The organism is Streptomyces sp. NPDC005141, from assembly GCF_053599975.1.
Map to the genome: position 1 here is coordinate 91753 of NZ_JBSFYW010000015.1, position 22881 is coordinate 114633.

Sequence of the window (22881 nt, forward strand, 5' to 3'; positions counted from 1 at the left end):
TGACCTGACGAGAGGTCCCCGACAGGGCTAGGTTGTGCGACATGAGCAATCTTGATCGGGAGGCGGTTCCCGCCCTCTGCGGTGGCCGCGGGTTCGTGGTGGCCGAGCCGGTGCGCGAACTCCTCAGCCCCCGCCGGGTCAAGCTCGGCGAGTCCACCGAAGTCCGCCGCCTGCTGCCCAATCTGGGCCGGCGCATGGTCGGCGCCTGGTGCTTCGTCGACCACTACGGGCCCGACGACATCGCCGACGAGCCCGGCATGCAGGTCCCGCCGCACCCCCACATGGGCCTGCAGACCGTCAGCTGGCTGCACGAGGGCGAGGTGCTGCACCGCGACTCCACGGGCAGCCTCCAGACGATCCGCCCGCGCGAGCTGGGCCTCATGACCTCGGGCCGCGCCATCAGCCACTCCGAGGAGAGCCCCCGCTCGCACTCCCGCCTCCTGCACGGCGCACAGCTCTGGGTCGCCCTGCCGGACAGCCACCGGCTCACCGACCCGCACTTCGAGCACCACGCCGAACTACCCGTCGTCACCGCCCCCGGCCTGCGGGCCACACTCCTGCTGGGCACGCTCGACGGCACGGCCTCACCCGGAACGACGTACACGCCGATCGTCGGCGCCGACCTGGCCCTCGCGGGCGGCGCGGACGTACGTCTGCCACTGGACCCCGACTTCGAGTACGCCGTTCTCGCCATGTCCGGCGAGGCCCATGTCGACGGCGTGCCGGTGCTCCCCGGCTCCATGCTCTACCTCGGCTGCGGCCGCACCGAACTCCCCCTGCGCGCCGAGTCGGACGCGGGCCTCATGCTCCTGGGCGGTGAGCCGTTCGACGAAGAGCTGATCATGTGGTGGAACTTCATCGGGCGGTCCAACGAGGATATCGCGCAGGCCCGTTCGGACTGGATGAAGGGCTCCCGATTCGGTGAGGTGGTGGGTTACGACGGGGCACCACTGACCGCTCCCGAACTCCCGCCTGGCCCGCTGAAACCGCGCGGAAGGGTGCGCTGACCTGGGGTTCCAGCTCTGATGCACGCCTCTCGCGGGACACAGCTGTCCCCGCTCGGCACCCGGAGTTCCCGAGAGGCGATCGCTCCTCGGGAACGAACCGACGGACAAAGCTGCGTTCTCACGTCTGGCCGCCTGTAGACGGGTTTAGTCAGCCTAATGCTGACCCAACGCTGACTTTCTTGACGGAGTGTCAGTACTATTGCATTGCCGTCACAGCTGTTGGAGCACCTGCCCCGGAAACTGCCGCTCGCGTGTTCGCCAGGCGGATGCTGACCCTTGGTTCTTGTGCTGGGGCAAGGCGCCACCAAGTGCCTGGGCAGCGATAGTGAGGAGAGGTCCGTGACGAGGGGGCTTTGTGGGAATCGGACAATGCCCCGGCGTGCCGCTGATGGCCTACTCACCCCCTGGGCGGACCGCCATGGGGAGGGTGCCGCTGTACCGACGGGTCTCGAAAGTGGCTTGTCGGCAAGCCATGCCGTGCCCCAGAACGTGTGAGCGGCAGTCACCATTGGTCTCATGACGGCACCGGAGTCGCTTTTACTGTGAGCAGCGAAGACGTAGGCCGCGCGCAGGACGAAGTTGAGGCGGCCCTGAATTGATTCAGAGCTCCAGGTGATACGTGGCTTCTGTACTGGTTTGCGGTCGGCTTCGAGGCTTCAACCTCGCCGCAATGTCATCGGTTCGGTTCGAGGCGCGTCGACCGATGGCATCACTCGACGCTCCTCGAACCGGTGGGATCGACCGCCGCGGAATCGAGCGCTGGAGGATTGCGGGCGGCTGTTCCATGACGCTTTTGGGTGAACACCAGCGGCTGAATGTCCAGTTCACTAGCCTCGGTCTCATGACCGAAGAGACGATCATCGCGCTGAAGAACTACGACTGGCTCGTCCGAAACAAGGGCTTGGACGAGGTTGGGTTGCACTGGGAGAGCGACTCGCTCGTGTCGGGTGATGGCGGCTATGAGATCTCGCTGTTGACCGATCCGGGGTTCACGCCGGGAACGCGACAAGAGTCCTAGGGCGCCCTCAAGGTTTCTGAATCGCCGGCTGTCTGCTGCTGGCGTCGCTTCTTCGTGGCGTCGCCAGTGAGCGAGGGTTTTGCTGTTGGGCGAGCCTGTCGCCTCCGGGCCGGGGCGGACCCCTACACCCGCCAGCCCACCGTGCGGACTGGGCAGTACCTCGCTGAAGCGCTGTCCCGCGGGCAGGCCGCATCATCGCCCAGACCGAGATCGGCCTACACGCACCGGATATACCGAGGGGCCTGCCGAACGGGATCCCGTCCTGGCTGCAACCGACCTCGGCCGCGCCGACGTCGAGCGCCGCCGCTTCCGAGTGGGTTGCCGCCTTCACCCCTGTTGGCGTCGCCATGCCGTCGCCCACGACCACGAGGCCACGCCCGCATGCTCCGCACCCGCACCGGCAGGTTCGTGGTCGGGGCAGAGGACGTGGATGTCGTATCCCAGATCACTGAGGCCTTCAGCGCGGCCGACGAACGCCTCGGTGGTGGGCATGGCCTGACCACGGTCACCGCCTACCGGGCCGACATCGCCGCCCATGCTCCGGGGCAGTTTCGCGAGTGAAGCCTTACGGCGGGCCGCCTTTGGCGCTCGGGTCGAACTCGCGTACCTCGCAGGCTGGAAGCACCATGATCTCGGGCCATGGAGGGGCCGCCCAGCGCTGCTATCAGCTCGTCTGTGAAGCCGCCCCGCACGGTTGCGCCGCCTCGATGATGCGCGTTCCACTGCGTCGGCCGTGTCGAAGGCGCCATCACCTGCGGCTCCGGTCACGTCGACGGCCAGACCGAAGTCTTGCTCCGCATCACCCACGCTCGCGCCTACGCCGCCACTGGCGAGATGTCCGCAGGCGCCCGCGCCCTGCTCGCCGCTGAAGACGCCCTCCTGCGCGACGACGTCCCCCAGCCCAGCTATTGCTACGTCAGTGGCCCCACTGCTGGCACTATCGCCAACCACACCGCCCGCACGCTTACGGCCCCGCCTGGGACGACGGCGAGCAGGTCCTGATTGGCTCGGACCTTCAGATGATGCGGGGCTTCTGCATTGGTTCGCGGTCGGCTTCGAGCTCCATCCCCACAGCAACGTCATCTGTCCTTCGAGGAGCGTTGACCGATAGCAACGCTCGACGCCCTCGAACCGGTGGAGCGATCGCCGCGAGTCGAGCGCGGGAGGTTGCGGGCGGAGTGCTCCACGACGTGGTGGACGGGCTGTCTGGACGACAGAACCCGACGTACAGCCCGACTCGTCTGCCGCTACCTGCGGCTTTGCCTTGGAAGGGCCTCTGACCTGTGTCGGAGGCCCTTTCCGATCTTTCGGGGGCTTGCCGTGTTAGGCGGCGAAAAGTCCCTCGGAAGTCCCTCGGACAGCGCTGAAAGTCCCTGAAAACTCCCAGGAGCGGAGAGGCGGGGGCGCCTCTGAGCTGGTACGTCTGCGAAGGGTGCCGGGGATGCGATCAGTTCAGAGTCACTTGATCGATGGCGCGCCAGCGATAGGCGCGGTCTTCGCGACGCAGTTCGACCAGATCCAGGCGATCGACCGGGACGCCGACGCTGTCCATGTCGCGGAGCGGGTGGATCGCTTCCCGGACAACGCAGGCGTCCGTGGGGCGGTTGCAGTACGCGATGCCGATGTGCGGCCGCAGCACCGCGGTCGGCTTCCGCAAAGGCAGCTGGCATTGCGCGGTGGTGGCGGACAGCTTGGAGTGGAGGTCGAGCACGGGAGTCCACGGGGCGATGCTGTAGCGGACCGCGCCGCGGGATGCGGTCATCGGTATGGCCTGGAGCCGGAACCTGGCTGTAGGTATCGCGGCTGTGGTGGCGAGCAGTGTGTCCAACTGCTCCAGCGTGACGTCGTCGGTGGTGCCGATCCGGCCGAGGGTCAGGTGCAGACCGTCCGCGTCGATGGAGTCGAAGTTCAGGTTTCGGATCTTGTCTTGGCAGTGTCGAGCGTGCTCGGCGAGCGCCGAGTCAGCGGGGAAGCTGAGCATCCAGTAGTAGGCCCGCGTAGATGGAGTCCACCCAGCCCGGTCCCAGTGGTTACTCATCTCCTGCACCTGGTCGAAGGCCGCCCAGTCGTGTGCCGCGATGACCTCGGGGTCATCGACGCTCGGCGGCGGGGCGGTGGGAAACGCGCTGGGATCCTCAGTCAGCAGCACTCGGTGCCCTTCTCGTACGGCTATCGCTCAAGCGTGCCATCTTGGCAAAGTTGGTCACCGCTCGGGTTAACGGGGTGGTGTGCCAAGTGCGTAGCGCCTCGGCGTAATCCCTGACGACAGGTAGCTGGTGCCACGATGCTGCACGGGCGTGGAGTTCACCGGCTCGCTGGATGACCGATCGAATCGGCGGGCCACCCCCGGCTTCGAGAACCTGCCTGCCGAGCACCATGGCCTGCTCCACATCCGGCTGAGGCCCTGCGAGCAGAGCAGTGGCCACGTCCAGGCGGACCAAGGCCCGGCTCCAGTCGGAGTCGGACTGCTCTATGAGTTCGTCGACCTGTTCCGCGTACTCGATGACGTCCCGTGTGTTGCCGAGGGCGACATGGGCGGTAGCGGCGTTCGCCAGTGTGCGGGCGATGCTGTACGGGGCGAAAGAGATGCACGGTGTCAGCCCGCCCGGGAGCCGGTGGTTACTGCTGAGATCCTCGGCCTCTGCGATGGCCCTCTGCGCGCCCACGGCGTCGCCGAGCTTGCCGAGAGCACGTGCTCGGCCGTTAGCAAGCAGCCGGATCGCCTGCGCGTTGTCGCGATCGATGGCCAAGCCGGCATCGGCCCATTCGAGCGCCTGGTCGTAGAGGCCCGCGTAGTACGCGCCCAGAGAGCGGGTGCCGAAGATCCACATCATCAGCTCCAGGTCGTCGATCTCCTGGGCGAGCTGGAGGGCTTCGGTGCTGTAGGCCTCGGCGATGGCCTCGTGACCCGCGTTGACCGCCATGTAGCTGAGCAGGCCGGAGGCTTGGGCTGCAAGACGGAAGAGTTCTGCCCGCTGCCCAGGCGGCTGGCGCCCTTCCAGCAGTGTCTGGATGAAATTACGCAACTCGGCAGTCTTGGGACCGAGTTGGTGCGGACCGTCGGCCTCGTACCGGTCCACTATGGCGCCCACCTGCTGGACCAGCACGGTCAAGGTGGTGGGGTCGGTGTTGGACGAGATGGTCGTGCTCAGGCGCCTCGCCACGTCGAGCGGGCTCTCCCAAGGTTCCCGGGCAGCTGTCTCGCGGACAGGTTCCGGGTGCCGGTGAGCTTCCTCGAACGGCTCGGGAGCGTTCCGAGCGAATAGCTGCGGCAGCGCGTGCGGCGGCACGGCCAGCCGCTCCAGCACAGTCACGATCTTGTCGAAGTTGGTCAGCCGCCTCGAACCGGACTCGAGAGCGGAGAGGAACGGCTGGCTCAGGCCCGTGAGACGGGCCATCTCCTCTTGCCGTAAGGAGGCCAGCTTGCGCACGCGGGTGAGAGCCGTCCCAAAGTCGCCGTCCCGCAAGGCCATGACGACCTGCGCGTCCTGCCACACGTGGTTAGGCACCCGGACCGGGTCCGGCTCGGCGGCTGTCAGCAACCGGCTGCAAGGGGCACAGCGCGGCTCACGGTTGTACCGGCTCAGCACAAGCCCGCACCCCTCGCACCGTCCTGGTTTGCCTGCCACCGCTACCGCCGCCCCTCCATTGCCACCTTCTTGCGGGCCTTCAAGAGTCTGATCACCCAAGTGATATCACCGCCGGAATGTGCCGTCAGCCGGTTCCTGCCACATCGTTGATGGCCACAGCCAGCCCGCATTCCCTGGCCGCTGATCAACACTCAGGTCGTTGCGGACCCCTGCCTGGAAAGGGCGAATGTCAAGACCCCGGCTACAGGAGGTGACTTGTGCCCGCCGTTGACACGACGATGCACGAGATCGAGCTCAAACACGGTCCATTCGGCCAGGCGATCACGAAGCCGTTCGCCAGAACGCGGCGGGCAGTAGACGAACGGTCTCTGCTCAAGATCTACATGGGGATTGATCCCGAGGGCCGCCGTAAGCGGGAGGTGGAGTCAGTGGAGCGCGCCGCTCACTTGGGTCTGTCGGTCCCCGAGGTCCTGGCCACGGGCACGGGAGAGGACGGATCTTGGACGGTGTTCGGTATGTTGCCGGGCGTGCCCTGTGGGGTGCGTACCGGCCGGGCAATCGAGGGGTACCTCGGTCACGTTTTTAATCTGACCCACCGACTCCACCGGTCTTCGGCCAGTCTTGCACCCGGCCTCGGCTGGGAGAACCGCCACGGTCGCCTTGTGCCCCAGCACCGCTTCCTGCTCGACCAGTTCTCTCCACGCTGCCGACTACGACCGTGGTGGGAGGCATTGACCGAGGCCCTTCAACCGCTTGAATCGCATCCCGTCGTCCACCTGCATGGCGACCTCAAGCCCGAGCACCTCTTGGTCGACGACGACCGAGTGCACGTCGTGGACTGGGAAGCCAGCGCCCGAGGCCCCGCCGTCGTCGACTACACCGACGTGGTGTTCCATCTTGTACGTGACCTGCTGTACGAGGGCGTGCCACCCAAAGACGTCCCAGTCGGCCTCATGACCCGGTTGCCGTTCAGCGGTCCTGTGCTGGCCTGGCGCTTGCTGCTCTGGCTCGATCGCCGTCGTCCTGAAGACATCGACCTCGTCACGGCCCGCGAAGTCGGCCGCCTCACGGCCGAGGAGCAGGCTCCAGCCGCCTATGCGGCGTTGGCTCGGACCGTCTCACTCCTGCGTGTCGTCGGCGTACCTCGCTGATTCCTTCGCGCATCGCCCGTCCAGGCGTGCTGACACCCGCGCTCATTCACCTTTCTGTCCCCCTGAACGGAGTTCGTGATGCCTCGTACGAGCACGATCATCAACAACAGTCACCTCGTCATCGATACCGCCATGGCCAAGCCGGATACGACGACCATCGTCGAGCGGAAGGGCCTCGGACACCCGGACACCCTGGCTGACCACCTCGCCGAGCGGCTGTCCCGTGCCTACAGCCACCACACCGTCGCGCGGTTTGGCGCCGTGCTTCACCACAACTTCGACAAGCTCGCCCTACTCGGTGGGGGCAGCGAGGTCCGATACGGCGCCGGCAGGATGACAGCCCCGGTGCGTGTCCTGGTCAATGGCCGGGCAGCACCCATGTGCGGGGGCGAGAAGATCCCGGTCGAGGAGATCGTCGAGACTGAGGTCAGGGCGTTCTTCGCCGAACGGCTCCCCGAGGTGTCGGACCACCTCGACATCGTCTTCAACATCACCAGCAACTCCAGCCCGGGCGCGGTCCTTACCGGCGACGGGGTCCCGGACCGTACACGCTGGTTCAATCCGCGCTCCGTCGATGACCTGCGGGAGCGGCGGGTGCGGCTGTCGAACGACACCTCACTGGGGACCGGCTGGGCTCCGGAGAACGCTTTCGAGTCGTTCGTCCGTGAGCTGGTGAACCACTTCTCCGGCGAGAGCGTTTTCACTCGCGCCCATGCCTGGTGCGGGTCCGATGTCAAGCTCATGGGCTACTGGGACGGCGATCAGGCCGACGTCGTGCTGTGTGTTCCGCAGAAATCGCGCCACGTCGCCAGCCGGGTCGAATATGTCCGCAACGCGGAGAGCGTCCTGGCCGAGTGCCACCGGCTGGCGGGCCTTCGGCTGCCTGGTGCTCAGGCGCGCTTCCGGCTCAACGCCCGCGACGTGCCAGAGAAGGACGAGTTGTACCTGACCTACACCGGAAGCTCGATCGAGTCGGGGGACGAGGGTGTCGTCGGGCGCGGCAACCGAGTCAACGGCCTGATCACGCCGCTGCGTCCGATGAACCTGGAGGGAGCCAACGGCAAGAACCCCGTTTACCACGTGGGCAAGCTCTACAACATCGCCGCCCAGCGCCTGGCCGAGCGCCTGCACGAGAGCACGAACGGGCACGCGGAAGTGCACCTGGTCAGTACCACCGGGCAGCGCCTCGATCAGCCGTGGCGCATCCTGGTCCGCCTCTCGGCTCCCTACGCCGAGATCGACAAGGTGCAGGCCCTCGTAGCGGAGACGCTGGGAGAGTTCCCGGCGCTGACCGACGAGTTGGTCTCCGACGGGATCGTGCTGAGCTGATGACGAAGCGGACGCTCGGAGAGATCCCCGCAGGGTGCCGACGGCGATTACTTGCGCACTACGGGCCTGCTGCCCAGCGGTGGCTCGATGCCGCGCCGGGGCGGCTGGCACGTGCGGCGGAACGCTGGAAGCTGTCGCTTGTGTCCTATCACGACGCCGGACACGCCTCGGTGATCGCGACGGCGACCTGCCTTGACGGGTGTCCGCTGCTCCTCAAGGCGTGGTTCGATCCCACCCGCTACCGCCGTGAGGTGGACGCGCTACGACTCTGGTCCGGCGGACCGACAGTCGGCGTCGTGGAGGCCGCGGACGACCTGGCTGTCGCCGCACTCGAACTCGTCGGAGGACAACCCGGTGGCGCGGAGTGGCCAAGGCGGGAGATCCAGATCGTGGCTGCGGCCCTCCAGGGGCTGCACGTCTTTGGGCAGCGCAGGCGCCGGCCGGAGAGTCTGCCGCGCCTCGCAGACTACCTCGCGCAGGAAATCCGGCCCCGGATCGAATGGCGGCTACAGAAACTCGATCTCGGCGGCTGGCGCTCCCTCGCCGAAGCCGGGCGCCCTGCTGCCGACCTGGAGGAGGGCCCCCGCCGGGCGACGGTGCTGCACGCGGACCTGTACCGGGAGAACGTACTGTTCGACCGGCTGGGTCACCCCCGGCTGATCGATCCGCTTCCCATGGTGGGTGACCCGGCGTTCGACTGGGCGTTCTGGACCGTCTACTACGACCTGGGGCGCGATACCGACAGGCGGCTGGCCACCGCCTCACGCGTCTCCCGGATTCCCGTCCCGGTGCTCGCACCCTGGTGCCGTCTCCTGGGCGTCGACGGCCTCCTTTTCTACGTGGAGTCCGGCGACCCACGAGCGGACCTTATGGCGGAAGTGCTCACCCACCTCTTGGCGCCGACCTCTTGGAGCGGATCGTGACGACGTACATCCTCCGCCATGGCCAAACGGACTGCAGCAAGCGGTACCTCGTCAACGGCGCCCCATCCCAACCCATCCGCCTGACCGAGGAGGGGCGGCAATCGCTGAGCTTGAGCCGCTCCACTCTCCCCCTCCACACCGTACAGACGTGGCTGACCAGCGAATTCCCGCGTGCCCAGCAGACAGCTTCTCTACTGATGGATGTGTCGGCGGCGGACCTGGTCATCGATCCTCGGTTGAACGAACTCGACTATGGAGAGTTCGAGGGCCGCCCGTTCCTGGAGTACGCGATCTGGCTTGACGGCCAGGGTCCGGGCGAGCGGCCGGCGGGTGGCACCGAGTCACAGCGCGACGGCATTCGGAGGATGCTCACGGGAGTCCTGGCGGCCCTGGAGCACCCAGGTCCCCGTGTCCTCGTAGGCCACGGCCTTTTGGTCTCCGTACTCCTCTGGTACCAGTGCCGATCGTCGAAGAAGGCCATGCCGCTCTTCTTCCCGGAGGCGCCGTACGTCGAGCCGATCGCCATACCCGACGACGAGCTGCCTGACTGGGGCTCGGCGCTGCTGAGCGATCTTGACAGAGATGTTCCCCGAGGTCGCGTCGACCGCGGTGGCGTGGACATATTCCGGATCGACGAGGGCTCGGCGCTTGCTACCGTCGATTCCGTATCCCACCCGCCGGATCAAAAGGATCTTCCTCATGCATGATGCCCGCGCCCTAATCGAAATGGGTGCCGAAGCGGTTCGTCGGCTCGCTCGTCGCGGCTACTCTCTGGACCTGTCCGAGCTGGAGTCCCTCCAGTCTCGTCGAAACCAGAACATCCGTTCGGCTGACGAGCTGCGGGCTGAGTCCAAGCGGGTGGCGAGCGAGGTCCAGCAGACGGCCAAGCAGGGTGGCGACATCTCCAAGCTGAAGGATCGGGCTCGCGAGCTGAAGGAGCAGATCCGGGACATCGAGACCGGTCAGAGCCAGATCGAGGAGCAGCTTCGCGACCTCCTCCTCAGCATCCCGAACCTGCCGGACGAAGCGGCCCCAGACGGCGATTCCGAGGACTTCGCGGTCGAGGTCCGACGGGTCGGTACTCCGCCGGCCTTCCCGTTCGAGCCGAAGGACCACGTTGACCTCGGCGAGGGCATGGGGATCCTCGACTTCGCGCGGGCTACGAAGCTGTCCGGCCCCCGCTTCGCGGTCTCGCGCGGCGCCGGGGCAGCCCTGGAGCGTGCCCTGGCCACGCTCTTCCTCGATCTGCACACTCGTCGGCACGGGTACATCGAGCACGCCGTCCCGTACCTGGTCACCCGCAAGACGATGACCGGCACTGGGCAGCTGCCGAAGTTCGAGGAGGACCTGTTCAAGACCGGCGTCGCCGACCGCGAGCTGTTCTTGATCCCGACCGCCGAGGTGCCGCTGACCAACCTCTACGCCGACGAGATCATCCCTCCGGCCGAGCTGCCGCTGGCGCTCACGGCGCACACGCCGTGCTTCCGGTCCGAAGCAGGCTCGTACGGTCGTGACACCCGGGGCCTGATCCGCCAGCACCAGTTTGCCAAGGTCGAGATCGTCCAGATGGTCGACCCGGTTGACGCGGACGCAACGCTGGAGACGATGGTCGGCCACGCCGAGGCGTGCCTGAAGGAACTCGGCCTCGTCTACCGCGTCGTCAAGCTGGCCGCCGGTGACACGGGCTTCTCAGCCCAGCTCACGTACGACATCGAGGTCTGGATCCCGAGCCAGAACACGTACCGCGAGATCTCCTCGGTCTCCAACTTCGGCACTTTCCAGGCCCGCCGGGCCAACATCCGGACCCGCGGCGAGGACGGCAAGCCCAAGCTCGTCGCCACCCTCAACGGCTCCGGCCTCCCCGTCGGCCGCACCCTGGCCGCTCTCCTTGAGCAGTGCCAGCAACAGGACAGCTCCATCGTCCTGCCCGCATCTCTCGTCCCGTACCTCGGCTTCCGCCGTATCTCGGCGGACGGAACACCGGAGGCATAACGTGCTCGTCGGCGTCTGCGACTTCCCCAGTAGCTACGCCTTTCCACCCGCCGGTTACGGCGGGATCGAACGATGGCTATGGGCGGTCGCCGTAGGCGCCCGAGCCGCAGGCGCCGACGTACACCTCCTCGGGCCGGGCTGGCTCACGAACCTGGAGAACGACTGGGTTCGTCGGCCGGTCCGCCTGGAGGACACCACCACCGGGTCGCTCGCCTCGCGCGATCTCCGCAGCACCGGATACGACCTCCTGGTCGTGGGGCACGAATACCCGTCGCTGCCGGCCTGGACGCGTACCTGGAACGACCTGGACTGCGACGTTGCCACGTTCCAGCACTCGCCCGTCTTCGAGCACGCCGATGCGGCCTTCGACGGCAAACGGTCACGGCTTTACTGCTACTCGCCTGAGATGGTCGAGCGGTACGCAGACCACCAGCCGATCCCTGAACTCGCTGTACACCTCGGCCTGGACGAGGAAGAGCCGTCGGCCGTCGCCGGTGACGACCTCGTGTGGCTCGGCCGCATAGACGAGGAAAAGGCGCCCCACATCGCTGTCCGAGCCGCCCAGATCCTCCGCCGCCGGATACAAATCGTCGGCCCGGTCTTCGACCAAGCGTATGTACAACGCCACGGACGCCTCTTCAGCGCGGACCACGTGAAGTGGGCCGGTGAACTCGGCGGTCCCGCCAAGACCGCCGCCATCCGCGACGCCTCCGTCTTCGTCTACACCTACGCCCGTACCTACGTGGAGGCCGGCGCTGCCGTTTTCGGCGAGTCCCTCCGCACCGGCACCCCTATGGCTGCGCTCACATGGCGCGAGGGGACCTGCGCCGAGGCGGCCCTGTGTGAACGGACAGGCGTGATTACGGTGGCCGATGCCGACGAAGACGACGAAACCGCTGCGGAGCTTCTCGCCCTCGCGATTGAGCAGGCCGAAGACCTCAACCACACGGAGACCCAAGAGATCGGAATGCATCGCTTCGATCCGGCCCGCCACTTCACGGCGATGTCGACTCGGCCATGCTGACGAGCGGTCTCAGAGAGCTTGCGCCCGGTCCGCCGACCGATACAGAGGGCCGCTTACCTGCGGTCCTGCGCCAAGCTCTGGGACCCCACTGGGAGTTCACCATCGCCGACGGGCGGATTGCAATCGAGCACCCCCACAGAGGCTCGCCGTACCGTCCGCCCCGCCAAGCCCCGTCGTGGCAGGGGCTGCTGGCGGAACTGAAGGCAAGTTTCGCCGCCCAGGGCGTCCCGCAGGACGCCTGCCTGCCACTTCGGTGGGGCCGCGAGACCGAGCTGACGATCTCGGCCGTCCAAGCCCTCGACCCCCTCCTCAAAGATGGGCGTCCGGTGACCTACCGCAGCGGCTTCCTGCCTCAGCCTGTTGTCCGTTTCACCGGGCAACGCGACGCATCGGGCGACCTCCGGGATGGATTTCTGACCTCGTTCGTCAACGTTTCCCGTGTCCAGCCAATTCAGCGCATGGACGAATACGGTGTGATCCTGGATGGCTGGCTCAATGTGCTGTCGCGATTGGGCTTCCACGCGCGCCACATCAGCGTCCAAGGAAAGCTGGCAGCATGGCGACGTCGCCAAGTCGAAGGCGTCACCCTTCGCTTCAACCATCTCGACCTGTCTCTCGGTGACATCGTCCTTCTATGGAACGCCGCCAACCCTGCGCGAATGGCGGTAGACCTCGGCACCGGATTGGAGCGGTTGGCCTGGGCACGTACGCGGCTGGGGTGGATGGACCTCGTCTTCGGCAGGTTCGCGCCCCTGGCGCCCCCACCGACTCTGGACGCCGTCCGCACCGCCACTCTCCTCCTCGCGCACGGCATCCGTCCCACCGCGCGAGGGGCTGGCGGAATCACACGTCGGGTGATCGGAACGATCGACCCTGATTCGGCGAGGTTGGGCGTCAGCTCCCTGGTTCGTGCCTCGTATCGCTATTGGCGACTGTTCGGTGAGCCGAATGTCCCATGGCCAGCCGTGGCCATGGCGATTGAGGAGGAGCTCGGCATCTCCCTCTCTGTCAAAGTAGATCGAGTCAGGCACACTGGATGATTTATTGAGTCGAGGGCGGAGACGCGAGTGCCGGTATCACTCATGTAATACGGGCAGTTGAGGCCCCCTGGCGGGCAGCTGTCATCAGTTGCGGTCGTGGGTCGTTTTGACGATCGCGTCCAAGAGCCGTGGGACGTCTTCGAGACTGTCGAGGACCACGTCGGCTCCGGCCGTGGAGAGTTCGGCGGCGGTGGTCTTGCCGGATGCGACTCCGATCACAGGAGCGCCGCCTTCAAGCCCGGTACGGACGTCTTCGAGGGAATCTCCGATGATGACCGTGTTGGAGCGGCTGAAGGCGGTGGCTCCGTACTTGGCCTGAGCTCGCTCCTGTGCGACGGCGACGAGAGCTGGGCGGTGGTCGTCGGCCGAGGAGTATCCGCCGATCTCTGTGTCAAGGAACCCGTCGAGGTGGAACGCTTCGAGCTTCAGCAGTGCGTTGGGCTTGAGGTTTCCCGTGACGACGGTAGGAACGCAGCCCGGTTGTGCGTGCACGGCCTTGAGCGCGTCCACGGCGCCAGGCAGGAGCACGCCTCGCTCACGAAGGTCGTCGACGTGCGCGGCGAGACGCCGCGGCAGGAGTTCCACCATGCGCGGCACCAGGCCGGGGACGTCTGCCTCGGGGACGCCGTTGTCCAGGAGCAGGGACCGAATCGCGAGAGGCATGGTGACGCCGGTGCCGCGGGCTGGAAGGTGTTCCACGGGACGTCCGACGATCTCCGTGAAGGTCTCCCGGTACACCTGCCGGTCGAAGTCACCGACGTACAGCAGGGTGCGGTCGATGTCCCACAGCACGAGAATCTGCCTGGCGTCGGTCAAGTTAGGCTCCCTGCTGCTGCCATGGCGGCGCGTCGCTCCAGTACGTCTTGAGCGTACGGGCTGTGGGCGACGGGGCAGAGTTGTTGGATCATGCTCGTGACGTGACTGCCGAACCGTGCCGACTGAAGATTCTCGGCGAGGTCGAGGACCTCGTGTGCCGTGGCGCAGCCGGCTTCGAGGTCGCCCTGCTCGATGTGGGCCGTTGCGGCTCGGGAGAGGAACAGACCCCTGGTGCGGTGGTCCGCCGGGTTGAGTGCCTTCCGGGCCTTCGCGAAGCTGGCGACGGCGCCGCAGGCGTCGCCGAGGTCCAGGTAGCAGCTGCCAGCCTGTCCGTGGATCTCGCCCTCGTTGATCCAGTACAACCACTTGCGGTCGTGCTCTGAGCGTCCTTGAGCGCAGAGTTCAGCTGCCCGTCCCAGCGCGGTAGGCGCCGCTTGCCGCTCGCCGAGTTTCGCGTGTCCGCGGGCCTGTCGGGTCAACAGCATGGCTTCGAGGGCGGGCGTGCCGAGCTGCTTGATTCTTTCGCGGGCTCGTCGTACTGCGGTAACAGTGTTGTGCAGTGCCCCGGTGGAGTAGCCGTGGATGGGCATGTAGGACAGTGCGCCGGCGCCGAGCCGGATGTCTCCTGAGGCCTTGGCTGCACGGAGCGCGGCATACAGGTATCCGAGCGCTCGGTCGCGCTCGCCGGAGTCGAAGACGAACCATCCTGTTTGAAGGCGGTGTCGGCGATGATCGCGGCGAGCCGTCTGCCTGTCGCCTCGTCGTACGAGGTCTGTTTCACGAGGCCCTTGAGTAACTGTAGGTGCGCGTCGCCCAGCTCCGTGAGGGTGCCGCCGCCGTCGCTCGCGTCCATGGTCCGCAGGCTGTCGGTGGTGCGCTGGAGGCCATCGAGCAGTTCGTAGGAGAGGCGGCTTCCGGCTGCCGAGCGGTGGAGGGGTTCGGTTTCGGTGATGTCCCATTGGTTCACGAAGGCGGTAAGTGCTATGGACATAAATGCCTGGCTCAGGCCGGTGAGTTGTGCCATGTCGTCCTGCCGAAGGGCGCCGCGTAGTCGGATCAGGCGGCTGGCTCGGCCGAAGTCCCATGCCGTGAGTGCCTTGCGGACGTCTGGATCGAGCCATACGTGTTCCGGCACGATAGGTGTGTGCTCTTCCAGGACCCTGGAGCGGGTGCATGCGAAGCGCAGGGTTTCGGTGTTGTAGTTGCTTAGTTGGCCACCGCACCGGGCGCAGCTTCGCAGCGACTGCTGATGTACCTTATGCCTCCCCGTGAGTGAGTGCGCGCAACCTCAATTACTCCTGGTGGAGCGGGAATCACACAAGTGATATCACCCTGGGAATGTGTGCGTGGGATGTTTTGCCGCCAGTGTTGGGGGAGGCCCGCAGTACGACATGGAGACGAACTGACCGAGAGCATGGTCATTCTGCCGAGCTGGCGCTCGTCGTGTTGCAGGGAACGCGAAGCTGTTGCTGATCTCTTCCAACGGAGTCCACGTTGTCCTCCGCCACACGAGCAGGGTCGGCCCGGAGCCCGCTCCTGTCGCTCCGCCGCTCGCATGATGCAACCCACCCGTCAGGAGCGCACTGTCACTGGACGGTGTGCGGTGGCCATTAGCATCTCCGCCGTCGTGCTCCTGGGCATTCTCGTTTTCGTCTTCGTCAGGAAGAGTGGCCTGAATGCGGCGCACGCAATTGTGTGCAGCCTCTTCGGGTTCTTCTTGGCGAGCACCTCGATGGCTCCGAGCATCAACCGGTTCGTCAACGGTGTTGCGGACATGATCGGCCAGATTCGCTTTTAGGGTCATACATCCTATGGGTGAGGTGTTTGTCGTTCGCCCCGAACCAGTTCGCGCCATCCATTCTGTGGCTCATTCACCCCCCCATCCTCCTGAGGCCCTTTGATGACATACGCGATCAATTTGAGAAGCCCGTCGCATCGCACCATCCGTGTTCCTCAGGCGGGCAGTCCTGTTCCTGCTTCAGAGCGTCGTCGTTCCCGGTTCGAGGGGCGGTGATGCGTCTCGTGTATCACCCGGCCGGCCATGACGACGCACTCCGTGTCGCCTTGGTCGAACTGCAGGCGGGACGTTGGAAGACGGCGCGGGAACTGCTGTTGGACACGGGCACGCACTGGACATTGCGAACGTCACGTACCCAGCTCTTGGCGGTGGCAGCAGCCCGATCGGATGTGGTCGGCGTGTGGCTCGCCGAAGAGCCCGGCAGTTACGACGCCCAACTGATGGGGGTTCGCGTGGCCGTCGAGCGGGCCTTGCGTGCGCACCGTCAAGAACATCCACAGACTTTGGAGTTCGAGATGAGGGCGCGGCGTGAGGCCCTGCTGGCGGCTCGTCGTGCGCCGCACGATCCCGTGCCGTGGGTGTGCCTTGTCGCGTTGGCACAGATCGACACGCGGCAGCTGCGCCATGAACATCGCCTGAGGCCAGCCGAGCCGATGCTGCCAGCGGGGCCGTGGGGGCTGCTCTACGAGGTCAACCAGCGTGATCCGTACAACCGTGAGGCCTACCACCGCGTCCTGCAGTTCCTGCTCGCCCTTGAGGGGCCGCGCGCGGCTTCCTTGGCCGCGATCTTTGACTTCGGACGGTGGATCGCGTCGCAGCGGCCCGTCGGATCGCCACTGTTGCTTCTGCCCGCGTACGCGCAGATCGAGCAGCGACGGCGATCGCGGGCCGATCCGCTGTGGCGGCGCCAGTGGGCGCAGGAGTCGACGCTCGACTGCACGTTGAACGCCTTCCACGACTGGTTCCAAAAAACGACGGTCAGCCAGTGTTCGGTGGCTGATCTGAACCTTCTCGCCTATGCGTTGTGGGCCGGCCACCAGTATCTGGAAGCAGCCGAGGTCTTCGAGGCGATGGGCCCATATGCAGCCCGTGAGCCGTGGACTTCGGTCCATGACGGGGCCGCGGGACCGGACCCCGGCGAGACGCTGCTCCTTCGAGCACGCGCCGAGTCTCTTTCCTTCGCCCGTACCCACAGGCCGCGCACCGGGCGGCACCCGTGATCAGTATCGGCCACCCACCATCCGCACATTGGCATGAACCTGCCGAGTGTCCACTTTCTCTGAACCTAGGAGCTGTCCATGTCTCGTGTGAGTCCCACCCACCGTGCGGTGCCTCGAAAGCCGGACGATACGTATCTGCGGGAGCTCGGCTACGAGCCCGTGCTGACCCGGCGCATGGGGCCGTTCGGGAACTTCGCGATCTCCTTCTCCGTCATCAGTGTCCTGTCCGGATGCATGACGCTGTACGGATTCGGCCTGAACACCGGCGGTCCCGCCGTGATGCTGTGGGGCTGGGTGCTCGTCGGTGCCATGGTGATGTTCATCGGTGCCTCGCTGGCCGAGGTGACCTCCGCCTATCCCACCTCTGGAGCCCTGTACTACCAGGCGGAGCAACTCGGCGGCCGCAAGTGGGGCTGGTACACGGGCTGGCTGAATCTGCTCGGGTTGCTCGGCGCGATCGCCGGCATCGACTACGGGGCCGCCCTGTTCACCGGCGCCTTACTGAACCTGCAGTGGGGCTTCGAGCCGACGCCGGGCAAAATCATGATGATCTACGTGTGCATCCTGGCCCTGCACGCCACCTTGAACCTGTTCGGCGTCCGGCTGGTCAGCATTCTCAACAACATCAGCGTCTGGTGGCACCTGGGCGGCGTCATAGCGATCGTCGGCGCACTGGTGATCGTGCCCTCCCACCACCAGTCCGTCGACTTCATGTTCGGCGAGTTCGTCAACAACACCGGCTGGTCCAGCCCCCTGTACGTGGCGGTGCTCGGTCTGCTGCTGGCCCAGTACACGTTCTGCGGCTACGACGCCTCCGCGCACCTGTCGGAAGAGACCACGGACGCCCAGGTGTCCGCACCCCGCGGGATCATCCATTCGATCGGATGGTCGTGGCTGGCCGGATTCGTCCTGCTGGCCGGGCTCACGTTCGCCATCCAGGACTACGCGGGCACCGTGGGGACAGCCACGGGCGTCCCGCCGGCACAGATCTTCCTGGACGCCCTGGGCCTGGCCGGGGCGAAGGCACTGCTCCTGGTCGTGATCATCGCCCAGTTGTGCTGTGGCAATGCCGAGACCGCTGCCGCCTCTCGGATGGTGTTCGCGTTCTCCCGCGACGGGGCGCTTCCGGGCTCGCACCTGTGGCGGCAGGTCGACCGACGCACCGGTACGCCGCGCAAAGCCGTGCTGCTGTCCGTCGTGTGCGCTGCCCTGCTCGCCCTGCCGAGCCTGTACAGCCCGGTCGCGTACGCGGCGATCACCAGCATCAACGTGGTCGGCATCACGCCGGCGTACGCCCTCCCGATCTATCTGCGCATCAGGAACCGGGACCGGTTCCAGCCCGGTCCGTGGAACCTCGGCCGCTGGGGCGTGACGGTCGGCACCATCGCCGTCATCTGGGTGGTGTTCGTGACGGTGCTGTTCTGCCTGCCCCAGACCCGCCCCGGCGGCGCCCTGGTGTCCGTCGAGACCTTCAACTACGCGCCGGTCGCTTTGTTCGTCGTCCTTGCGTTGGCTTGGGGATGGTGGCGCAAGCAGGGCAGCTCGTACGAAGTCCCGGCGCAGAACTTCGACCGCTCCGCGAGCACGTACGAAGACGAGGTCGTGTGATGACGGGGGCCGCGACGAGCAACGGCGCTCTGGCGCGCCTCAGCGCGGCAGCCGCTCCTGCTTCGGACGGGCGCTCGGAGAAGGCATTCTCGCTGACTGACCTGCGGAACCTCGTCAAGGCTGGCGCGATCGACACCGTGCTGCTGGCCGTTCCCGATCTGCAGGGCAGGTTGAAGGGGAAGCGGTACGACGCGAACCACTTCCTCAGGCGCGTCGCACATCAAGGCGCCGAGGTATGCGCCTACATCCTGGCCACCGATCCCGAGATGAGCCCGGCGGACGGCTTCGCTCTGACCTCGTGGGAGACCGGTTACCAGGACTTGTCCGTGCAACCGGCTCTGGCGACCCTGCGCGTCGTGCCGTGGCTGCCGCGCACCGTCGTCGTGCTCGGCGACGCCGTGCACGACGACGGAACACCCATCGAGTTCGCGCCTCGCCAGATCCTCCACCAGCAGATGACCCGGCTGTCCCGGCACGGTCTGCACCCCAGGACAGGGATCGAAACCGAGTTCGTTCTCTACAAGGGCACGTACGCGGACGCGGACCAGGCCGGCTATCAGGGCCTGCGGCCGTTGACGACGGGGAACCTGGACTACGCCCTCGACTACGACCCCGTGTCCGACCGGTTCTTCCGCCGTCTTCAGCGGGCGCTGGCAGGCGCCGGGATGCCCGTCGAAGCCATCAAGACTGAGGCCGGCCCCGGACAGGTCGAGGTGACCTTCCCGTACGGCGGCGCACTCACCGCCTGCGACCGGCACCTGCTCTTCAAGCACGCGGTGCGCACCCTGGGCTCGCGCGCCGGTCTGGCACCCACGTTCATGGCGGCCCCGGAAACCGGCCGAGCCAATGGCCTGCACCTGCATGTGTCGCTGTGGTCGAAGGCCATCAGCCAACTCAACGAGCCCGGCAGCGAACACGAACTGTCCCGGACCGGTCAGCATGCCATTGCGGGTCTGCTCAACGGCTTGCCCGAGCTGGCCCTGTTCTACGCGCCCAGCGTCAACTCCTACAAGCGGTTCACGCCCGGCTCGTTCGCACCGACCACCTTCACCTGGGGCCACGACAACCGCACCTGCGCGGTCCGCGTCGTCGGCCGCGGTGAAGGCCTGCACCTGGAGATCCGTGTGCCAGGTGCGGATGCCAACCCGTACCTGGCCCTGTCCGCGGTCCTGGCGGCCATCGACCACGGTCTCGAGCGGAGGCTCGCCCTTGGTCCCGAAGAGACCGGTAACGCCTACCGCGCAGGCGGTCCCCCCGTTCCATCCACTCTCGGCCAGGCTCTGACCGCCTTCCAGAACAGCGCCCTCGCGCAGGAAGCCTTCGGCGCCGAGGCGGTTGAGCACTACGCCCGGCTCGCCCGACTGGAACTCGACCACGACCAGCGCCTGGTCACCGATGCCGAGCGGCAGCGGTGGCTGGCCCGGGCCTGACACCCCCTCTCCCCAGAAAGGATCTACACCCGTGAGTGCCCGACTGACTCGCCCTCCCGCGACGCTGCTTGATCTCACACCGGCACAGCTTCGGATCGCCAACAAGATCGCGCAGGGCCAGAGCACCGAAACGATCGCCTCCGACCTCACGATCACCGCCGGGACCATCAACGTGCAGATGAAGCACTGCGGGCAGAAGCTCGGCGTGCGCGGTCGCGCGGCCGTCGTCCATGCCTGCTTCGTCACCTGGCAGATACAGCGCCCCGAGAAGGCCGGCTTGCCGGAGGCCTTCTCGGACGAGGAGATCAAGACGTGGCGGATGGTCGCCGCCGGTGCGACGTCGAAGGACTACGCGGAGAACGCCGGTATCAGCCGCAACGAAGCTCTGCGGCGGTTCAGGGCGCTGCGAGAGCGCGTAAAGGCGGACAACGGCCCGCATCTCGTGTCGCTCGGCTGGAGGTACGGCGTGCTCGACGAGTCCCTCGTCGAGATGGTCTCAGGCACAGTCCTTCCCGTCCTGGCGTGCAGATGACCAGGTCAGACCGCAATGTCAGTGGCTCTTGCCAAGCTACCCACCTGAATGCGAACACTGAGTGCATCCGCATAATCACGACCTGTGGTGCAGCGGGATGCTCGACAGACGGAAGGGCGCACCGACGTGACCGATATGCCCGGCGCACTCCATCAGTTGGTGGAATCGGCAACCAACGCGTACACGTCGGTTGCCGAACACCCTCGGCCTGGAGGTATCCGGCCGTCCGGGTGGGAGAGCAACGGCCCAGGCGGCGAGCGGTGGTTCGCCAAGCAGCACGCCGGCCCAACCGCGCTCGACGGCATCCCGGCCGGGCACCGCGTGTCGGCAGAGGGCTGGAGCCGATGACCACCATCCCGAAACCCGCTGCCACAACCGTGCCGACCCGCGAAGCGGAGTGTCGGACGAGGAGCTGAAGTTCGTCATCCCCGGCGACCGCCGCATCGAGGCGGCCAACGCGATCACAACCCGCTCGATGGCCCGACGTCTGCCCCAACTGATCCGCCGATCCCTGGCACTGGGCTGGCAGGTCGACCGCGCCGCGGTCATCGCCTTGCTCGGCATCCAGCTCCTCTCGGGGGTCTTGGAAGCGTTCGGGCTGATGGCGACCACCGGTGTGATCAAGCCGCTGATCGCCTCCCAGCACATCAGCAGCGACCAGATCCGCTCCGCCGTACCTTCTCTTGTCGTCCTGTCGGGGGCTATCGGTCTGCGTGCCCTGCTGGGCATCGCGTCCACCGCGCTGTCCGCCCGGCTGGCCCCGCGTATTGCCCGGGAGGCCGAACTCAAGCTCCTCGACGCAGCGACCAAGGCGGAACTGGCCGCGTACGACAACCCCGGATACAACGACCGTTGGGACGCCGCCGACAGAGGCGTGGAGGTCTCCAGGGACCTTCTCACCGAAGCCCAGTACATCCTTGCCGCATCAGCATCGCTGGTCGCCTCGGCGTGCGTCCTGACCGCCGTGCACCCGATCCTGCTGCCACTCCTCCTCCTGGCGGCCCTGCCGAAGGGGGTGGCCAGCGTACGGGCGGCGCGCATCAGCTACATCGCCTCGCTCGCCACCACGAAGGACCGGCGGCTACTGGGCATGCTGCGCTGGTACACGGTCGACAAGCAGACCGCCGACCAGGTCCGCTCGGGCACCATGGCACCGTTCCTGCTCGACAAGTACCGCACGACCGGGGCACGGATCGACACGACGACCGACCAAGCCACCTGGCGCTCCGCCAGGATCTCCCTGGTGGGCGGGGCTGCGGGAGGTCTCGCCCACGCCGTGGTGTGGGTGGCCCTGGCGCTGTTGGTGTCCGCCGGGCAGATCTCGGTCGCCGCCCTCGGCACCGCGTTCCTCGCTCTGGGCCGCGTCAGCGCAGGACTGGACGGGATCGTCGGCTACGGAGCCCAACTCTTCCGTACCGGCATGTACTTGGACGACTGGGCGGACTTCATCGACGAAGCCGGCGGACACCGCATCGACCGCGGTCCTCGGGCGCCGGTCGCGCCCACACTCGTACGCGCCGAGAACATCACCTTCCAGTATCCGAGCGCAGAGCGTCCCGCCCTCGACGACATCTCCTTGGAGGTCCGGCGCGGCGAAGTCGTCGCGCTGGTGGGCGAGAACGGTTCCGGCAAGACCACCCTCAGCAAGATCCTGTCGGCTCTGTACCTGCCCGATCAGGGAGCCGTTACCTGGGACGGCACCGACACCAGGGACCTGGACGCGCATGCCACCTGGGCGCGCGTCGCTGTCGTGCCGCAGTCCTACGCGAGCTGGCCCCTGTCGGCGAGGGAGAACATCACTCTCGGCCAGGCCACCGAGGAAGGGGATGCCGCCGTGCTCGCCGCAGCGCATGCCGCGGGTGCCGACGAGGTCATCGACGATCTGCGGAGCGGCCTGAACACCCTGCTGGCCAAGGAATGGTGGGGCGGGCAGGAACTGTCCGGCGGGCAGTGGCAGAGGATCGCGCTCGCCCGCGCCTTCCACCGCCCAGCCGGACTGCTCGTCCTGGACGAACCGACTGCGGCCCTCGATCCACGAGCCGAGCACCGCATCTTCACCGGGCTGCGCCGCCTCGCCGCCGACCGGGCGGTCGTCCTGGTCACCCACCGGCTCACCAACGTGACGATCGCAGATCGCATCGTCGTCCTGGACAAGGGCCGCATCATCCAGCACGGGACTCCCGAGGAACTGCTGGCCCAGCAGGACGGCTTGTTCCGTGAGCTGTGGGATCTACAGAACGAGCGCACCGGCCGCGTTCCCGCCCAGGCAAATTCCGACGAGAACCCCTCGCCGGACAGCGGGGCAGCCGAGTGTTCTTCGCAGGCGGACCACAAGGCCGTATCCGGTTGACGGTGATGAGGATGCTTGAAGCTTGCTCTGGCCGGGGTTCCGCGAAACAAGAG

Annotated in this window: 20 protein-coding genes and 1 pseudogene; 16 read left to right on the forward strand and 5 right to left on the reverse strand. The window is 66.7% G+C overall.

Annotated elements, in window-relative coordinates:
* Positions 1–41: 41 nt before the first annotated feature.
* The 3 genes and pseudogenes from ACWD68_RS14790 to ACWD68_RS14800 all read left to right on the forward strand — a co-directional run.
* A complete protein-coding gene (locus ACWD68_RS14790; protein WP_451806807.1) occupies positions 42–1007 on the forward strand; it encodes a pirin family protein in 966 nt (321 codons plus the stop codon).
* 619 nt (positions 1008–1626) lie between these two features.
* Complete coding sequence (locus ACWD68_RS14795; protein ID WP_451806808.1) at positions 1627–2025, forward strand: hypothetical protein; 399 nt, start codon at positions 1627–1629, stop codon at positions 2023–2025.
* A gap of 126 nt (positions 2026–2151) precedes the next feature.
* A pseudogene (locus ACWD68_RS14800) lies at positions 2152–2994 on the forward strand (tetratricopeptide repeat protein); the annotation flags it as partial.
* Between the two features lie 478 nt (positions 2995–3472).
* Here ACWD68_RS14800 and ACWD68_RS14805 read toward each other — a convergent pair.
* Together ACWD68_RS14805 and ACWD68_RS14810 are read right to left on the reverse strand one after the other, a co-directional pair.
* Positions 3473–4174, reverse strand: a complete 702-nt coding sequence (locus ACWD68_RS14805) for a 2'-5' RNA ligase family protein (RefSeq protein ID WP_451806809.1) — start codon at positions 4172–4174, stop codon at positions 3473–3475.
* Positions 4161–5522, reverse strand: coding sequence for a helix-turn-helix domain-containing protein (locus ACWD68_RS14810; RefSeq protein ID WP_451806810.1), 1362 nt, complete (start codon positions 5520–5522; stop codon positions 4161–4163). Before ACWD68_RS14810 ends, ACWD68_RS14805 begins: the two co-directional genes overlap by 14 nt.
* Positions 5523–5872: 350 nt before the next feature.
* On the opposite strand from ACWD68_RS14810, the gene ACWD68_RS14815 reads away from it, so the two are divergent.
* The 7 genes from ACWD68_RS14815 to ACWD68_RS14845 all read left to right on the forward strand — a co-directional run bounded on the left by ACWD68_RS14815 (position 5873) and on the right by ACWD68_RS14845 (position 13074).
* Entirely contained in the window at positions 5873–6766 is an 894-nt protein-coding gene (locus ACWD68_RS14815) for a phosphotransferase (protein WP_451806811.1), read from the forward strand.
* Positions 6767–6844: 78 nt separating this feature from the next.
* The gene (locus ACWD68_RS14820) at positions 6845–8095 is read left to right on the forward strand and encodes a methionine adenosyltransferase (RefSeq protein WP_451806812.1); all 1251 of its coding nucleotides are present in this window, start codon (positions 6845–6847) and stop codon (positions 8093–8095) included.
* The gene (locus ACWD68_RS14825; RefSeq protein WP_399363639.1) at positions 8095–9018 is read left to right on the forward strand and encodes an aminoglycoside phosphotransferase family protein; all 924 of its coding nucleotides are present in this window, start codon (positions 8095–8097) and stop codon (positions 9016–9018) included. Before ACWD68_RS14820 ends, ACWD68_RS14825 begins: the two co-directional genes overlap by 1 nt.
* The gene (locus ACWD68_RS14830) at positions 9015–9725 is read left to right on the forward strand and encodes a histidine phosphatase family protein (protein ID WP_451806813.1); all 711 of its coding nucleotides are present in this window, start codon (positions 9015–9017) and stop codon (positions 9723–9725) included. The genes ACWD68_RS14825 and ACWD68_RS14830 overlap by 4 nt, the downstream gene beginning before the upstream one ends.
* Positions 9718–11010, forward strand: a complete 1293-nt coding sequence (serS, locus tag ACWD68_RS14835) for a serine--tRNA ligase (protein WP_451806814.1) — start codon at positions 9718–9720, stop codon at positions 11008–11010. The genes ACWD68_RS14830 and serS overlap by 8 nt, the downstream gene beginning before the upstream one ends.
* A 1-nt stretch (position 11011) precedes the next feature.
* Entirely contained in the window at positions 11012–12034 is a 1023-nt protein-coding gene (locus ACWD68_RS14840; RefSeq protein WP_451806815.1) for a glycosyltransferase, read from the forward strand.
* Entirely contained in the window at positions 12028–13074 is a 1047-nt protein-coding gene (locus ACWD68_RS14845; protein ID WP_451806816.1) for a hypothetical protein, read from the forward strand. Before ACWD68_RS14840 ends, ACWD68_RS14845 begins: the two co-directional genes overlap by 7 nt.
* A gap of 84 nt (positions 13075–13158) precedes the next feature.
* Here ACWD68_RS14845 and ACWD68_RS14850 read toward each other — a convergent pair whose 3' ends face one another.
* From ACWD68_RS14850 to ACWD68_RS14860, 3 genes are all read right to left on the reverse strand, one after another.
* The gene (locus tag ACWD68_RS14850) at positions 13159–13890 is read right to left on the reverse strand and encodes an HAD family hydrolase (protein WP_451806817.1); all 732 of its coding nucleotides are present in this window, start codon (positions 13888–13890) and stop codon (positions 13159–13161) included.
* Positions 13887–14252: a hypothetical protein gene (locus ACWD68_RS14855; RefSeq protein WP_451806818.1), complete on the reverse strand. Its 366-nt coding sequence runs from the start codon at positions 14250–14252 to the stop codon at positions 13887–13889. The genes ACWD68_RS14850 and ACWD68_RS14855 overlap by 4 nt, the downstream gene beginning before the upstream one ends.
* Positions 14253–14365: 113 nt before the next feature.
* Positions 14366–15025, reverse strand: coding sequence for a hypothetical protein (locus ACWD68_RS14860; RefSeq protein ID WP_451806819.1), 660 nt, complete (start codon positions 15023–15025; stop codon positions 14366–14368).
* Between the two features lie 468 nt (positions 15026–15493).
* Here ACWD68_RS14860 and ACWD68_RS14865 point away from each other — a divergent pair, with 468 nt between their 5' ends.
* From ACWD68_RS14865 to ACWD68_RS14890, 6 genes are all read left to right on the forward strand, one after another.
* Positions 15494–15688 (forward strand): hypothetical protein, encoded by a 195-nt coding sequence (locus ACWD68_RS14865; RefSeq protein ID WP_388967310.1) that lies wholly within the window; start codon positions 15494–15496, stop codon positions 15686–15688.
* A gap of 215 nt (positions 15689–15903) precedes the next feature.
* The gene (locus ACWD68_RS14870) at positions 15904–16908 is read left to right on the forward strand and encodes a hypothetical protein (protein WP_451806820.1); all 1005 of its coding nucleotides are present in this window, start codon (positions 15904–15906) and stop codon (positions 16906–16908) included.
* A gap of 78 nt (positions 16909–16986) precedes the next feature.
* Complete coding sequence (locus ACWD68_RS14875; protein ID WP_451806821.1) at positions 16987–18516, forward strand: amino acid permease; 1530 nt, start codon at positions 16987–16989, stop codon at positions 18514–18516.
* On the forward strand, positions 18516–19946 hold the full coding sequence (locus ACWD68_RS14880) for a glutamine synthetase family protein (RefSeq protein WP_451806822.1): 1431 nt from the start codon (positions 18516–18518) through the stop codon (positions 19944–19946). The genes ACWD68_RS14875 and ACWD68_RS14880 overlap by 1 nt, the downstream gene beginning before the upstream one ends.
* Before the next feature lie 31 nt (positions 19947–19977).
* A complete protein-coding gene (locus ACWD68_RS14885) occupies positions 19978–20478 on the forward strand; it encodes a LuxR C-terminal-related transcriptional regulator (protein ID WP_451806823.1) in 501 nt (166 codons plus the stop codon).
* Between the two features lie 397 nt (positions 20479–20875).
* Positions 20876–22828, forward strand: coding sequence for an ABC transporter ATP-binding protein (locus ACWD68_RS14890; RefSeq protein ID WP_451806824.1), 1953 nt, complete (start codon positions 20876–20878; stop codon positions 22826–22828).
* The last annotated feature ends 53 nt before the right edge of the window (positions 22829–22881 follow it).